The organism is Allochromatium humboldtianum (assembly GCF_013385175.1).
Taxonomy (GTDB): Bacteria; Pseudomonadota; Gammaproteobacteria; order Chromatiales; family Chromatiaceae; genus Thermochromatium; species Thermochromatium humboldtianum.
Map to the genome: position 1 here is coordinate 24,211 of NZ_JABZEO010000024.1, position 13,078 is coordinate 37,288.

The 13,078-nt window shown below is 55.7% G+C and carries 19 protein-coding genes; 9 read left to right on the forward strand and 10 right to left on the reverse strand.

The genetic code is table 11. The features are described 5' to 3' along the window. Nucleotides 1-46: 46 nt before the first annotated feature. From HW932_RS19880 to HW932_RS19920, 9 genes are all read right to left on the reverse strand, one after another. Nucleotides 47-565: a TrbI F-type domain-containing protein gene (locus HW932_RS19880; RefSeq protein WP_176978202.1), complete on the reverse strand. Its 519-nt coding sequence runs from the start codon at nt 563-565 to the stop codon at nt 47-49. Continuing rightward, nucleotides 558-2,996, reverse strand: a complete 2,439-nt coding sequence (gene traC / locus HW932_RS19885) for a type IV secretion system protein TraC (protein ID WP_176978203.1) — start codon at nt 2,994-2,996, stop codon at nt 558-560. Before traC ends, HW932_RS19880 begins: the two co-directional genes overlap by 8 nt. A gap of 87 nt (nt 2,997-3,083) precedes the next feature. After that, nucleotides 3,084-3,386, reverse strand: a complete 303-nt coding sequence (gene traA / locus HW932_RS19890; RefSeq protein WP_222932464.1) for a TraA family conjugative transfer protein — start codon at nt 3,384-3,386, stop codon at nt 3,084-3,086. Nucleotides 3,387-3,439: 53 nt separating this feature from the next. Continuing rightward, a complete protein-coding gene (gene traV / locus HW932_RS19895) occupies nt 3,440-3,931 on the reverse strand; it encodes a type IV conjugative transfer system lipoprotein TraV (RefSeq protein WP_176978204.1) in 492 nt (163 codons plus the stop codon). Nucleotides 3,932-3,966: 35 nt separating this feature from the next. After that, nucleotides 3,967-5,457, reverse strand: coding sequence for a TrbI/VirB10 family protein (locus HW932_RS19900; protein WP_176978205.1), 1,491 nt, complete (start codon nt 5,455-5,457; stop codon nt 3,967-3,969). Next, complete coding sequence (locus HW932_RS19905; RefSeq protein WP_176978206.1) at nt 5,454-6,419, reverse strand: TraK domain-containing protein; 966 nt, start codon at nt 6,417-6,419, stop codon at nt 5,454-5,456. Before HW932_RS19905 ends, HW932_RS19900 begins: the two co-directional genes overlap by 4 nt. Nucleotides 6,420-6,436: 17 nt before the next feature. Continuing rightward, nucleotides 6,437-7,168 (reverse strand): TraE/TraK family type IV conjugative transfer system protein, encoded by a 732-nt coding sequence (locus HW932_RS19910; protein ID WP_176978207.1) that lies wholly within the window; start codon nt 7,166-7,168, stop codon nt 6,437-6,439. Next, nucleotides 7,165-7,443, reverse strand: a complete 279-nt coding sequence (traL, locus tag HW932_RS19915) for a type IV conjugative transfer system protein TraL (RefSeq protein WP_176978208.1) — start codon at nt 7,441-7,443, stop codon at nt 7,165-7,167. The genes HW932_RS19910 and traL overlap by 4 nt, the downstream gene beginning before the upstream one ends. Further along, nucleotides 7,443-8,057, reverse strand: a complete 615-nt coding sequence (locus tag HW932_RS19920; protein ID WP_176978209.1) for a hypothetical protein — start codon at nt 8,055-8,057, stop codon at nt 7,443-7,445. Before HW932_RS19920 ends, traL begins: the two co-directional genes overlap by 1 nt. A gap of 189 nt (nt 8,058-8,246) precedes the next feature. On the opposite strand from HW932_RS19920, the gene HW932_RS22210 reads away from it, so the two are divergent. Then, complete coding sequence (locus HW932_RS22210) at nt 8,247-8,534, forward strand: zinc ribbon domain-containing protein (protein ID WP_425485133.1); 288 nt, start codon at nt 8,247-8,249, stop codon at nt 8,532-8,534. A 96-nt stretch (nt 8,535-8,630) separates the two neighbouring features. Here the strand turns inward: HW932_RS22210 and HW932_RS19930 are convergent, their stop codons facing one another. Continuing rightward, complete coding sequence (locus HW932_RS19930) at nt 8,631-8,927, reverse strand: type II toxin-antitoxin system TacA family antitoxin (RefSeq protein WP_176978211.1); 297 nt, start codon at nt 8,925-8,927, stop codon at nt 8,631-8,633. Between the two features lie 146 nt (nt 8,928-9,073). Here HW932_RS19930 and HW932_RS19935 point away from each other — a divergent pair, with 146 nt between their 5' ends. From HW932_RS19935 to HW932_RS19970, 8 genes are all read left to right on the forward strand, one after another. After that, a complete protein-coding gene (locus HW932_RS19935; RefSeq protein ID WP_222932465.1) occupies nt 9,074-9,754 on the forward strand; it encodes an MbcA/ParS/Xre antitoxin family protein in 681 nt (226 codons plus the stop codon). A 13-nt stretch (nt 9,755-9,767) separates the two neighbouring features. Next, a complete protein-coding gene (locus HW932_RS19940; RefSeq protein ID WP_176978213.1) occupies nt 9,768-9,995 on the forward strand; it encodes a hypothetical protein in 228 nt (75 codons plus the stop codon). Between the two features lie 74 nt (nt 9,996-10,069). After that, entirely contained in the window at nt 10,070-10,321 is a 252-nt protein-coding gene (locus HW932_RS19945) for a WGR domain-containing protein (RefSeq protein ID WP_176978214.1), read from the forward strand. A 26-nt stretch (nt 10,322-10,347) separates the two neighbouring features. Then, nucleotides 10,348-10,923 carry a recombinase family protein gene (locus HW932_RS19950; protein WP_176978215.1) on the forward strand — a complete coding sequence of 192 codons (576 nt, stop codon included), beginning with the start codon at nt 10,348-10,350 and terminating at the stop codon, nt 10,921-10,923. Nucleotides 10,924-10,937: 14 nt separating this feature from the next. Beyond that, nucleotides 10,938-11,153 (forward strand): CMP deaminase, encoded by a 216-nt coding sequence (locus tag HW932_RS19955; protein WP_176978216.1) that lies wholly within the window; start codon nt 10,938-10,940, stop codon nt 11,151-11,153. Between the two features lie 324 nt (nt 11,154-11,477). Next, complete coding sequence (locus HW932_RS19960) at nt 11,478-12,206, forward strand: hypothetical protein (RefSeq protein WP_176978217.1); 729 nt, start codon at nt 11,478-11,480, stop codon at nt 12,204-12,206. Further along, the gene (locus HW932_RS19965) at nt 12,203-12,826 is read left to right on the forward strand and encodes a hypothetical protein (protein WP_176978218.1); all 624 of its coding nucleotides are present in this window, start codon (nt 12,203-12,205) and stop codon (nt 12,824-12,826) included. The genes HW932_RS19960 and HW932_RS19965 overlap by 4 nt, the downstream gene beginning before the upstream one ends. A gap of 16 nt (nt 12,827-12,842) precedes the next feature. Continuing rightward, nucleotides 12,843-13,078, forward strand: a 236-nt coding sequence (locus tag HW932_RS19970; RefSeq protein ID WP_176978219.1) for a hypothetical protein, incomplete at its 3' end; no start/stop codon positions are given.

Below are 13,078 nucleotides of genomic sequence, written 5' to 3' on the forward strand. Positions count from 1 at the left end.
AAGGATGGAAAACAGGATCCCTCCCCCAAAAATCTGCCCCACCATCTCAATAACCCTCGCGGCGCGTTTCGGGTTTGCGATCCATCAGCCCCTGTTGCAACAGCTGCTCGCGCACCTCGTCGGTGATGTCCCGAACCTCCGCGGGTGCGGCCAGCACGGCGGCGCTCCGGAGCACCACATGGCCACGCGCGGCGTAGGCTTGGATCTCACGCAGCAGCCCCTCGCTGAACTGGCGGCTGCGCTCCGGCATGTCCTCGGATGGCAGCTTGTTTTGCGCCACCAGATCACCCAAGGCGTCGATCGCCTCTCGGGCCAGGCGCTCGGTATCGACCATCAGCAGCCCCGGCGCGCGGCTCGGGGTCTCCAGCGTGGACGACATGAGGTGCTGAACCCCGGCCGCCGTCACCGCTGACAGACCGATGATGACGGCGAGATTGACCAGAAAGTCGCGCGCCGGATGCGACGACTCGTCCGGCACCGACGCATCGGTAGGCGTGACGGGCTCGGCGATTTCGATCGCGTCTGAATCGATCGATTCAGGAATAGTCGGCTCTGTCTTAACCATGAGTCGCAATGAACTCCTCGATCGCCTGAAGAGGCGTGGCACCCGCCTCGATGGCATTGATGACTTCGGTGCGTTCTGCGCCCGATGTGGAGAAAAGCACTTGCGAGAACCTGTCCACCACGAGTCGCGAGACGCCCATGCCTTGATTGGAGTACACCATGATCTCGGCATATTTGCCGGGGATCGTGTGCACGGTGCGCAAGAGGTAATACCCATAAGGACCGAGCGCCAGATAGCCCTCGCGCTCGACCTGATCGATGGATTCGGCTGTCTGACGCAGGATGAACTTGAAGGCGCTGTTATCGGCGATGGCGCGTCCGGAGGAGGAGCGATAGAGATCCGCAATGGATTGCGTGATGATCTTGGCGGCCCCCCCATATTTGCGGAATCGCCGGTAGGCGTGCTCCATGAATCGACCGACCATGGGGTCGTCGAGCAAGTCCCAGGCCTCGTCGATGATGAGCAGCTTGGGGCGACCATCCTTGGAAAGGTACATTTCGCGCTGAATGGAACTGATGATCTGCATCAGCACGACCTGCTGAAGCGTCCGTTTGCCCTTAAGCTCCTCCAGTTCCAGCACCACCAGATCCTTGGTCAGATCCAGGTTGCTCACACCATCGAACCAGTAGCCTTCGGAGCCGTAGCGGGTAAAACGGTAGAGCATGGCACCGATATCGGCCACGCGCGGATCGGGCTGATGGCTCATGTATTCGGCCACATCCGTGATGGTGGATGATGTCCCCATACGACCCCAGACCGCCTTGATCGCCTCCTCGATGCGCGAGCGTCGATAATCGTCCAGCCCCTCCTCGGGGGCGGCCATCTTCTCCACGATCGCCTGAATCAGTCCGACCTCCTCATCGATCTCCGTCACGCTCGAGAACGGATTGAGGCACAGTCCGGATGTTGGGCCAAATTCAATGAACGAGCCATTGAGAAGGCGAGTAAGTTTGTAATATGAGCGTCCGACGTCAATGACCCAGACCTTGGCCCCCATGGAGAGGTAATCCATGATGACCTGTTGGGTGAAGAAGGATTTGCCGGAGCCCGACTCGGCGAATACCACGGAGTTGTAGTTGGTTGACGAGTCATAGAGATCAATAGGCATGATCTGGCCGCGGCGGCTCGCCAACAGCAGCGCATGCCCTTTGCCGTCCAGACGCGACGTTCCCTTCCATTCGCCCAGGATGGGCACAAATGTCAGGGCGTGTTCGACAGCCATTGTTTTGAAGCGGAAGGTATTCTTGATGCTTTCAACACTCGGGAACAAGGGGAATGCATTCCAGAATACCGGCAGCAGAATACGCCGCTCCTCTCCCATGGTCATATCAAATGACTGCATGTATGTGCGCATCGCCGAGACCTGGCGCGAGGCCTCTTCCTTGTCCTTGGAATAGACTGTCATGGTCAAGGCCGCCTCGACCACGGTGGCACCCTGCTCAATGGCATGAATGAGAACATCCATGCCCTGTTTCTTGAAGGCGAGTTTAGGAACAAACCGCAACAGTGGGCCAAAAGCCTGATAGTTGATCAGGCCGGCTTTTTGCCGCATCGCACTGACTTTTTCGTGTTGATTTGGATAATGCAGCGTAAGGTTGATGTGGTAAGGAAGCTTGACTTGATTGTTGGCCCCTAGTGGATCACCGATCATATACGCCATCAATGATAGCGCATTACTCTTAGGCCAGCGCGAGACGCTGAGAATCTGCGCGTAGACTTCATCATTGAAGATCAGAGAATCCTTGCCCACATCCAGGCTTTCGCCCGCGACGAAAATTTGATGATTGAGTTGTTGCTCCGGACGAACCGGATCGGTTTTGGGTGGGTCGAACGGATGCGTCAACCGATAGGCCAATTCCAGGTATTGCTCGGCGGTCATACGACGCAAAAACAAACCGATTGCCTGGAGTGATTCAGCCAGTTTGGCACCTGTTTCCGCCAAAATTTCGATGTCTTCTTCTGAGGGCGTCAAACCTTGATACGGCGTCTTCAGTGTCAGAACCACCTTGCGGTCGAGAATTTTGACACCGGTTGAGGGCAGTAATGCCTCATATTTTCCCGAATCGATAAAGTCGGCGCGACGCTCGTAGTAGGCGCTCAGAACCTCACGTGCATCGGGATGTTGAATTTGGTTGAGGCCGTTTTCGCGCCGTTGCCTATAGTTGTAGATCGTCGTGTCGATATCCGGCATCCCCAACAGCGACACCTGTACGAAGCTACCGGCGGGCAACGGGATCGAAAATGCACCTTTGAGCATTTCCGCCGTTGTGTCGTCGGCCCCATTGACGGGGTCGCCCCAGTAGCACAGACCCAAATGCCCGTCTTCGCAGAGAAACACCCCCGTATCCGGATCATAGGCGGACACAGGGATGAAATCGTCTGGTAACGTGCGCTGCGTCAAAGCGCCCAACGACTCAAAGACGAAAGACATACGGCGACCTGTTTCTGTGTCGAGTAGGCGCCCGACGCACGTCGGGCGCTGGGGAACGGGATGCCCTGAGCATCCCGCTGTGAGGGCTTAGATCGTGTTGACGATGGGCAGGCCGGCCGTGATGACGCCGTCGATGACATCCGGGCCGAAACCGGCCACCAGAGCCATGGCCACGCCCACGACCGCGGCCATGACCGACTGCTTGATGACGCCGATGCCCAGGCCCACCAGCAGGGCCGCCACGCCCATGGTCTTTCCCAGGGTGCCGTTGGCCCAGCCCGAGACCTGCTCGTGGACCTGAGTGAACTCGGTGCCACCGGCACCGGCCATGGCTTGCAGGGAGGCACCGGAAAGGAGGGCGGCAACGGTCAGGGTGATCGTCTTCTTCATCTATTTTCTCCGCAAAAAGCCGTTTTAACGGCGTGTGATGATGGGGGGAACGGTTATTGGATAGGCAAGGATTGAAGACCGAGCGAATGCCGGATTTCAGGCTCGCCAAAAGACCAGCTTTGAGATTGGACCTCCGTAAAAACGTATCCATTGGCATGCAGGTTGTCGTTTTGATCGATCCACGGTGCAATCCAGATCCGGGCAACCTGAGCGGGCTCACGGATCGGCTTGAAAGGCGGATCATCGGCATTCCCGGAAGCGGATTGTGCTTGCGGGGCTAAATCCAAAGCGCGTTTCAGGTAGATATCCGATTCACCTTCCCCCTCTTTACCCGCTTTCCATTGCCCACCACCCCGCCATTGTTTGGGGGTTCGCCCCATTTCAACGGACGGTGGTGCATTATGGGTTTCGGAATACACCTCTATGGGTGTCGGACACTGATCGCCTTTACAGGCAAACTGAGACTCACCCGCCGGATTGAGTGCGGCGCATCCCGTCATCAGGGTTCCTAAAGCGCTGATTGTCAGCAAGGCTGCCTTTTTCACCGAAGACCTCTGTATTTCTGTGCCTGGACAGATAGCTACCACCCAACGCCGCTGCCAAAGGTAGGCTGACCGGATGGCCGCTGCGCATCAAAAGCGGCATCCAGGCGTGGCATCGTTGGCGGTTGTGCCGGCGGTGCCTGTGGTGGGGGCGGCGCGGGGTTGGAAGGCGTTGAGGCGGCGGCCGCCGACGCCTGGGGCCTCGGTGTCTTGCTGCTGGAGTCGGCATACAGCTGAAGACTGGTCGAGCCTTTCAATGGCAAAGTGCCTCCGCGCGTCACGACGATCGTCCCCACCTCACCGGCCGGAACCTCGACGACCGGAAATGTCTCCTTGGCCATATCGAGATAGAACTTCGCGACCATGTTGGCGGCCGAAGACAACCCAGAGGCCGTCCCCGACTGAAACACGGATGAAAGATTCTCCTGCTCATAAATAGATTCTCCATCCGGATCAATATTGAGCGAGGAAACCTTGTCGACATCCAGCGCATCACCCAGTCCGGCAAACACACCAGCCAGCAGGGAACGCGCGATCATTTGTCCTTGTTTGCTGACCAATCGGCCCGGCATTCCGACCTTCCCATCCGTTCCTACGATGTAGGAATCCAGTTTGGTTTCGAATACCTGGCCATCTGTACGCACGCACGACAGCGTTTCAGCCCTCATGATCACGCGCTCACTGGACAACTGTCCGTACCCGGCTGCCAGCAGAAAGCACTCGCGAACATCGATCGAGGCATAATTCGGGAGCACGGCTTCACGCTTGATGCGCATGACCACAGGGGTCGGATTTTTTTGGGCCGCTGTTGTTGTGGGTGCATCGAGACCGTTGAGCAGAACCCCAGTAAACATCGAACCGGCCGGAATGTAGACCTTCTCATCGGCGGACTCTTCGGTGGCGTTGATTTCCCGATCGATGGCCTCGCCTGTAAGCTCACCCGCTTCCGAGATCACCCGAAATTGCGGTTGCGCAGGAACTGTGGGCATCGGTGGCGGCAACGCCGGAGGAAGCGACGGCATTGCGGATGGCGTCATCGCTGATGAAGGCGCAACATCCGAAAATGGCGGCGGCGCTTCCAGAGCGAACGCATCGCGACCATCGCCGCCCTCGAGATCGGGCAGCGGCGGATCTTCGGCCAGTTCCGGCGCAAGGGCTTCAGGGTCAAAGAACTCCGCTTCGTTGACGCTGAACGTGTCCATATCAGGGCTGCTTGGACCTGGTGCCTCGCGCTGCTTTCGCTTAAGTTCTTCGTTCTGTTCGCGAAGCTCGCGCGTTTGATTGTGCAGATCCTGCAACTGACGCTTCATGGCTTCCATTTCAGCACTGAATTGCTCGACGCCCGTCATGCGTTGCGGCGAGACCACAGTCACCTCTGGACGATCGGCCCGAGGGCGCTGCGCCGCTTCGCGCTCCACCATGGACATCAAGAGCGTTGAAACGGCCAGCACACCGCCAAGGACACCGCCAACCAGCACGTTGCGACGCACACCGGGATTGAGTCTTTTATAGGATTCAACAATGTTCAACGGCCCGCTCCTGGTTTATCGGCCAAAATGAACACATAGCCGTCTTCATTAGGGGCCAGCGACAGACGGGGGAAGAAGGCGACCGCTCGAACACCCTTGCGATAGAAATTATTTTCATGCAGGTCGAGCGCTTTTTTTCCACTATTGCTGATGCGATAACGATAAATATCGATGATCGATCCCGTGAAGACTAGATCCGGGGTGATTTGCAAATCACCCATTTTGGCAACCCCGCCTTCGAGCGGGACATTCGAAAAACCATCGACTTTTCCGCGTAGCGCCTGTGTCATCACGGCACGGACATAGCTGGTATAGTCGGCTTCTCTGCCTGGAAGCCCGCCCTTGCCTCTGGGAGCATTGGGCGTCAAATCTTCAGCCGCCCGCAGATCTTCAAGTTTTACGATCAGATTTTGTCCAGGAATGCCGTCCGTCGGGATGACGGTCAGCGAGATCGTCTGATTTTTGTTCTCGGAGTCGACAATGAAAATCCCAATAGGACTGGAACTGGCTGGAGTGTAATAGACGTCGGAACCGATGATCTTAACCGACGAGCTGGATGGATCGATCAGAATAGGCTTACGAAATGGCGTGGCAATTCGATTGATCAATGAAGCGCTGAGCTTGACGACTTCGTTGACGCCGAGTCGGGTATGCAAAACCCACGGGCGCAGCGATGGATCATCGTTTTTGAGTCCAGGCAAGTGAATGTCACGCAGCGCCGGATCCATCGGGATGCCCCCGGCTTGCCGGGCTTGCTCGATCGAGCGTTCCACATCGGCTAACGGCGCGGGTGCAGCCGCCAGCGGGACTGACGGCACAGGGGCCTGGCTGACGGTCTCGCTTTTACCTGTTCCAGGTCGCTCGACGAAGCGACCTGAGCCGGCGGCCGATTCCGCCGCCGCGCCATTGGCAGCGGCCGCTTGAGCGACACACATCAACGGAATTAAAACGGCTCTTTTCATAAAAATTCGCCTAAAAATCAGCGCTCGTCGGAAGCGTCTTCCGAAACCGGAACACTTTCAAAGGCCGTTTGCGGAAACGGATTCTCAGCTTCAGCCTTTGGCGCACGCATCGAAACCGGCAAGGCGTGCTGCGGAATGGGTTGGCCTTCGCGGGCGCTGTTGTTGATGTGCCAGGCCACAGTCCGGATGACGCTACCCTCGTACGAGGTGAAATGACTGACCCATGGACGCCCCTCACGAATCCGAACGCCGAGTTCGTAGGTCACGGTTTTTTGTTTGTCCTGACTGAGTCCGCTTTTTGTAATCAGCGACCCGGTAACAAATACACGCGAGGTTTCCGACTCGAACTGGATCGTGGATGGCTGAAACGTCATCACCGCACCACTGGTTTTGAATACGGGATCCTGAATGATAGCCAGCGCTTGCCGTCGGAATTCTGTGTAGATGGCCGGGTCCATAAAGGCACTGACCGCATCCAGGACGACCGTGGATGACTTGGGCTGAATATTGCCGACCAGTGTGGCTACATAGAGTCCGAAACTCTTGAGGTACTCCCTGTTGGCCGATGACCACGCGACTTCTACCTGTGCATCCAGATGCGGCGGAATGATGACCAGTCGCTCGTGGGTGTTGTTTATGGCCACAATGGCATAGGTCAAACCTCCAGCCATGATGACATTCGACGCCAGCATTCCAATCGAAAGCGACTGAAGGCGTTCCATGGAGCGCAGGGCATTTTTGAAGTTCATTTGCAAGCCTCGCGCATCAAACCATTGGCAAACCTTTTATTCATCGACATCAAACCGGACCACCAGGCCATGTGGAACAAAAAGCCGTCCATATTGGAGCTTTTGAATCGTGAAAAGTAGCGCCCAAAAGCCCATGACAGGGCGATACCAATCAACAACTGATCCCACATGAAAAACAGAACAAAAATCGTCAGGATCGGAAAAAATTCGTCGACTTCCCAGAAGAAAACCTGCATCTGATCGTCGACGTAATTGGGAATCGGTTTCTCCGTCATCAGTTTCCAACCTTTAGCAAGGCCACGGCGTTGATGCGTTGATTGTATTTAGAACCGCCCATAACGAACTTTTTCGGGTCGGCACCGCGCTGCACCAAACGCTTGGAGAGATCCACCCAAAGGGCCGTCATTTCGCGCGTTGCCACTTCGTCCATCGCACCGGCATACAGGAACTCGACGAAATAGCGCTCATCACCGCGCCCCTGGAACGCATTCAGGGCCAGTTCGCCTTCGGCACTCAGACGCCCTTCATGCACACCGAAAAACACGGCCTGCACCAGTTGCTCGTCGACTGATGGGGAGGATGCCTGATGGCTCAATGCGCCCTGTTGAGCGCCGTGCCGCTCCGTCGCCCGTTGGATGCGGGGACTGTTCGGATTGACCCCCTCGATCCAGCGTACGCGCTCCATGGGGCCGAGTTGCGCGCCGGTCAGTTCGGTCTGAACAAGCTCCCGGCGTGGTGAGGGCTGTAAAAAGGCGCTTTCCACAACGAACGGACGCTCGACCCAGGCAATGCGCGGCGTGCGCTCGATTTCGACGAAGCGCGGAGCACATCCGGTCACGCTGACCCACAGCGCAAGGGCGGATACCGCGATGACTGATGAGCGCTTCAATTCGACACCTAAAATCTACAATGTAACTTTATTTGTAATCATACATTGCAAAAAAAAAGATGCAAGTATCTGTGGAGGATGAGTGGGCAGAAACGCCAAGCGCCCGTCAACTACCCCGCCTGAAGGCGAGGGCTTGTGAGGCGACTCGCAAGCCAGGTTGACCAGGGACAGCGGTGAACGGCACCGATGATGGTCGAATTCGGTGGTCGAGGCCGACCACGTGCATCTGCTCCACGCCGATCACAACGCCGCGCAGGTCATCGCGTCATCACTGCGGTGCCGCTCAATGAGCGGCGCAAACACGCCTATGTCTGCACGCGCTGCGGACACCAGGCGCACGCCGATGTCAACGCGGCGCAAAACGTCCGCGACCGGTATGGGCTGTGCTGCCCAGTGGTTCTTAAGGCTCCACTGGGCGGGCCGCATGACCCGGCCCCGAAGCGGGTACGCGAAATCACCGCGAAAGCGGTGATGTAGCTAGAACCGCAACTTCTCCGCCCCGGACGGAATCCCCGTCCTTTAGGGCGGGGAGGAGGTCAAGGGCGTCGGTAAGTGGTGTCGGCGCCTCCAGTGTCACCGCGCCCATGGCGTCGGCGCACGCATCAACCGCTCGAAGCCCTCGCCGGCGGGCGGCTGGTCGAGCACGTGCAGAAACCGGGCATAGGTCTCGGCATCGACACGCACCAGGGCCTGATCGAGCAGGGCGTCCTCGGCGGCACGGCGCGCGGCGTCGATCATGAACTCCGAGCGCGACTTGCCCTGACTGCGGGCGGCCTGATCGATGAGTGCACGGATGTCCTCGCGCACGCGCAGATTGACCGGTCGGGTCGTGGGAACAGCCTCCGTGACTGAGCTTGGGATGGCGGACATGGAACACCTCATAGAGGGAGGGATCAGATATATACAGTGTATATCCCAAGTTCGATCCAAGCTGGCCGCCGTGGTCTGTGCGCGCGGCGGGCGCTATTTTGACCCCGGCTCAAAGCCGGTTTTTTCATATTCAAAAAAGGTGAACTATGCAGGTTTTAACGCTGGTTACTTTTCCCAACGGCGAACAGCTTCGCTGCGAAACAGAGATGGACATTCAAACGGATTTTGTTATCAACGACCGCCCTATCTTCATCGAAGTCGAGCACGTCAAATTTTCTATTCAGGAAAATCCAAGCTATTCCGGTGAAGAACTTGATTCGAGCGAAATTCACATCAAGCTTTCTGTCGAAGATCAGATTTTTGAAGTTGATTTTTGTGTGCAGTGTTCAAATTTCGGTCAGTTTCATTTGATCGAACAGCATGAATCAGATGAAGCCGAAAAATACAGCACGCTGTATAGTGCGCTCACTGGGTGCGCTATCGATTTTGATCCGCATGATTGCGATACGCTGTTTGACCTGGAAATCCGAAAAATTCCAGGATGGCCATCCCTCAGAATCGCGCTCTGGGGGATCATCGTGAATTTGTGCAACACTTTTAAGCTCGAAATAGATGAAGCTACTGCTTCTTTTGAGGCGGAATATTTTGATGTCGCTATGGGGCAGGCAAAAGGCATTTTCGGGTCTTTCCAGGCTGCCCTGGATTGGCTGCAATCGCCCAATGCCGAATTGTGCGGCATCAACCCCATCGCTCTCCTGGACACCGACGCCGGCCTTCAGGTCGTCCTCGACGCCCTGGAGCGCATAGAGCCGGCACAGAAGCTCTAACCCGAGATCATCCATGCCGCGTCCCACACCCAACATCCACATCACGAGCGCCGACGAGGACGCGGCCCTCACCGACGAGGACTGTGCGCAGATCCCGCCACGCTTGCGGCGCGGTTCTTCGCTCTGTCCGTCCGAACAGCCGGCGCCGACGACACGCGCCGGTTGGTTCGACGGCTACCGCGCGGAAGACGATCCGGATGCCTGGGCTGACCTGCCCATCGATGCCGATCCGTCCGAATAGTCGGCTTTCTGTACACTGTTCCCCGAAAAGCCATATACTTTCCGAACATCTTTTGCGGAACAGCAGGAGCTATCTTGCGTCGCTGGATCCACGACGAGAAGCAGCGCTACTACCAGGTCGCCCTGGTCCGTGACCTGCTCGGCGACTGGACGCTGCTCCAGTGCTGGGGAGGGATCGGCACGCACCTGGGAGGGCACCGAATTGTCTGTGTCGCCTCTCAGGAAGCCGGACTCAAGCAGATTGCCGCGATCGGGAAGCGACGGCGGCAGCATGGGTATCGCGAGGCTGATCCTGCCGTTCCTCAGCAGAACTTCAGTGCCCGCTGAAGCCTGGAAAAGATCCAGGAGCGCGCATGGGTACCGGAAAACAGATCGGCTATATCTGCGTATCGAGCACGGATCAGAGCACCGAGCGACAGCTTGACGGCGTGGTGCTGGACCGGATTTTCGAGGATCGCGTCAGCGGCTCGAAAGCCGACAACCGGCCGCAACTCCAAGCCTGTCTCGATTACATCCGCGACGGTGATACCTTGCATGTGCATTCGATTGACCGGCTGGCTCGCCATCTGTTTGACCTCGAGCGCCTGGTCGAGGCGCTGACGGCCAAGGGCATCGGGATCCGCTTCCACCGCGAGGGGCTGACCTTTTCGGTGGACGTCACCGATCCCTTTCAGGTGCTGATGCGCCAGGTCATCGGGGCCATGACGCGGTTCGAGCGCGACGTGATCCGTGCTCGCCAGCGTGAGGGCATCGCCGCCGCCAGGGCGGCCGGCAAGCGCTTCGGTCGACCCAAGGCACTCACCGCCGGACAGATCGACGAGATCCGCGCACGCCGGGCGGCTGGCGAGCCGGCAAGCACCCTGGCCCGCGAGTATCGAATCGGGCGCACAACGCTCTATAGCGTCCTGGCTACCGAAGCCTGTCGTTGACCCCAGGAGGAAGCGTGACTGAGGCCCAGTCGATTCTGAACGACATCATGCACATCGACCGATCGCTGTACCTGGAAATGCGCCATCTGTCGAGTCGATATGGCCCCGAGGACTTTTCCAGCGACTTCGCCAACATCATCGGCAATTTCATGCTTTCCGCCGGTCAACATCGTATGCCGGAAGAATGTCGGAAGATGGCTCTCGATATTTGGCACCTTTTGCGGCGTTGAGCGGATGCCGAGGGACTGCGCCAACGCATCGTCGAGATCGTCGTCTGCGCCGATCAGGCCATGTACCGGACCGAGCAGCAGGGGCGCAATCGGGTGTGTTGCCTGGATGCCGTGGCGTAGGGTCGTGGTGGCGCGGCTGGATCAGCGGTAGGTTTATAGGATATTGTTGTCAATATTGATGGCGAGAGTTGAGAGGATGGTGACGTAGAGCACGAGCTGACCAGCATTTCTCTAAACGCCTCGCGGCTACCGTGCACAATTCGGTCTTGCAAGAAATGCAAGACCCAGCATAGCAATCATTTTGCGAGCAAAGAGATTCTTAAATTGATTAGCGAATTAACCAACCCACCGATCACCGAAGTCGTTTGTGGTTTCATATTAAATCCGACACCACTGACGACACTTGATTTCGGCGTTTATCGGGAAATGCGTGTGAGTGATTTTCAGAGAAGTGAACTTCATCCACCAGTAATGGATGGAGTGGGTTTTCAGCTTGGCCCAATGATTGATGCTAGAGTATGGCTTATCAGCCATAACGAGGAATTGCTTGTTCAGCTCCAAGGCGATCGTGTTTATGTGAATTGGCGTCGGCGCGGAGAGCATTACCCACGCTTTCATGATCACGGAGAGCAAAATGGCATCAAGCGTCAAGCTATTGATGAATACAAAAAATTTGCCTCATTTGCTAAAAGCAGAGGTATTGAAAATTTAAGCATTGTTCGTCTTGAGTTGGCAAAAATCAACATCCTAAAAAAAGGCATTGATTACAAAAATACTTCCGAATTATGCGAATTGATTCGTTTTGCTGGAGATTTTGAAAGAGTGTGCATGTCTAGTCTCCAGCAATTTGAGTTGCGCTTTATTGAAGGCGATCAAATTAAATCGTCTCATGTCGCTATTTCCATGACCCAAAATCAAGTGCAACTGGAAATCAGGCACACTTTCCCTTTTAGCGATGATCTTGATAGCGCTTTTTCGGCTGCTAACGAATTGGTTAATAAGCAATTTTTTAATTTGTTGGATGTTAACCGTCTAGAGGAGATTCGCTTATGAACTATTCTTTATATAGTCATGCCGAATTTTTTCCGATCCCTAATGCTGCAAATTGTGGCGAAAACAATTTGATTCCGCGACTTTTAATGATCGCTGGAATTACTGCTTGCATTGGCGGGGCGTTACCTGAGATTTATACGTCGCCAGCATTGAACAGGTCTCGCTCTGACGTTGTCGGGACAAATTCTAATACAGGATTTTCTGTTGCATACGCAGAAAATTCACAGATCGAATTGGATGCGATTGCGAGAAATTTAAAACAGGAAATTTTAGCTTCAAAGCAAATTCTTGGTCTGATACATGAAGAGCCTGATTCAGATCAAATTTCTTGTTATTTGGAGAGTATTTCACGTGCGTGCAATTTGTTTGAAGAGCAAAAAAGCTCGCAGCCAGTAGATGCGATGAAAAAGTTAGCGTTAATGCTTTTTCATGCCCGATCCAAGTTATTGGATGAATTTATAACCGCCAAACAATGGATCAAGTTTGCAAGAGCCATTGATCCTGAGGGCGAGTTGCACTTGCCTCGTAGATTTATCCTTCCTTCGATCAGCATTCCATCTATTGAAATAGATGAAGGGGCACTTTCAGCGTCAGCTTGGATGCAGTCAGCATTTTCCTAAGTAGGCAGAATCTCTCATGGGATTGATTATCAAGGCGGAAGCAGACGCCCATTTGAAGCAAGGCGATATTCTAGTCGATGTTCAGGTTTATGCGTCCGAGCATGACGAAGCGGGCAGCCCTATTCCCGTTAAGAGCAAAGCATTGCTTGTTATTTCACGCAACTGCAATGCCTTCCGGAAGGATATGGTTACTGTTGCCGCGATTACAGACATCAAGCCCGAAATGTTTTCTAGAATCGCCGAAAAGAGTCT

What these genes read in the sequence shown, in the direction of transcription:
- HW932_RS19880 (WP_176978202.1), bottom strand. Translation starts at nt 565, where the DNA reads ATGGTTAAGACAGAGCCGACTATTCCTGAATCGATCGATTCAGACGCG.
- traC (WP_176978203.1), bottom strand. Translation starts at nt 2,996, where the DNA reads ATGTCTTTCGTCTTTGAGTCGTTGGGCGCTTTGACGCAGCGCACGTTA.
- traA (WP_222932464.1), bottom strand. Translation starts at nt 3,386, where the DNA reads ATGAAGAAGACGATCACCCTGACCGTTGCCGCCCTCCTTTCCGGTGCC.
- HW932_RS19905 (WP_176978206.1), bottom strand. Translation starts at nt 6,419, where the DNA reads ATGAAAAGAGCCGTTTTAATTCCGTTGATGTGTGTCGCTCAAGCGGCC.
- HW932_RS19910 (WP_176978207.1), bottom strand. Translation starts at nt 7,168, where the DNA reads ATGAACTTCAAAAATGCCCTGCGCTCCATGGAACGCCTTCAGTCGCTT.
- traL (WP_176978208.1), bottom strand. Translation starts at nt 7,443, where the DNA reads ATGACGGAGAAACCGATTCCCAATTACGTCGACGATCAGATGCAGGTT.
- HW932_RS22210 (WP_425485133.1), top strand. Translation starts at nt 8,247, where the DNA reads ATGGTCGAATTCGGTGGTCGAGGCCGACCACGTGCATCTGCTCCACGC.
- HW932_RS19930 (WP_176978211.1), bottom strand. Translation starts at nt 8,927, where the DNA reads ATGTCCGCCATCCCAAGCTCAGTCACGGAGGCTGTTCCCACGACCCGA.
- HW932_RS19935 (WP_222932465.1), top strand. Translation starts at nt 9,074, where the DNA reads ATGCAGGTTTTAACGCTGGTTACTTTTCCCAACGGCGAACAGCTTCGC.
- HW932_RS19940 (WP_176978213.1), top strand. Translation starts at nt 9,768, where the DNA reads ATGCCGCGTCCCACACCCAACATCCACATCACGAGCGCCGACGAGGAC.
- HW932_RS19950 (WP_176978215.1), top strand. Translation starts at nt 10,348, where the DNA reads ATGGGTACCGGAAAACAGATCGGCTATATCTGCGTATCGAGCACGGAT.
- HW932_RS19965 (WP_176978218.1), top strand. Translation starts at nt 12,203, where the DNA reads ATGAACTATTCTTTATATAGTCATGCCGAATTTTTTCCGATCCCTAAT.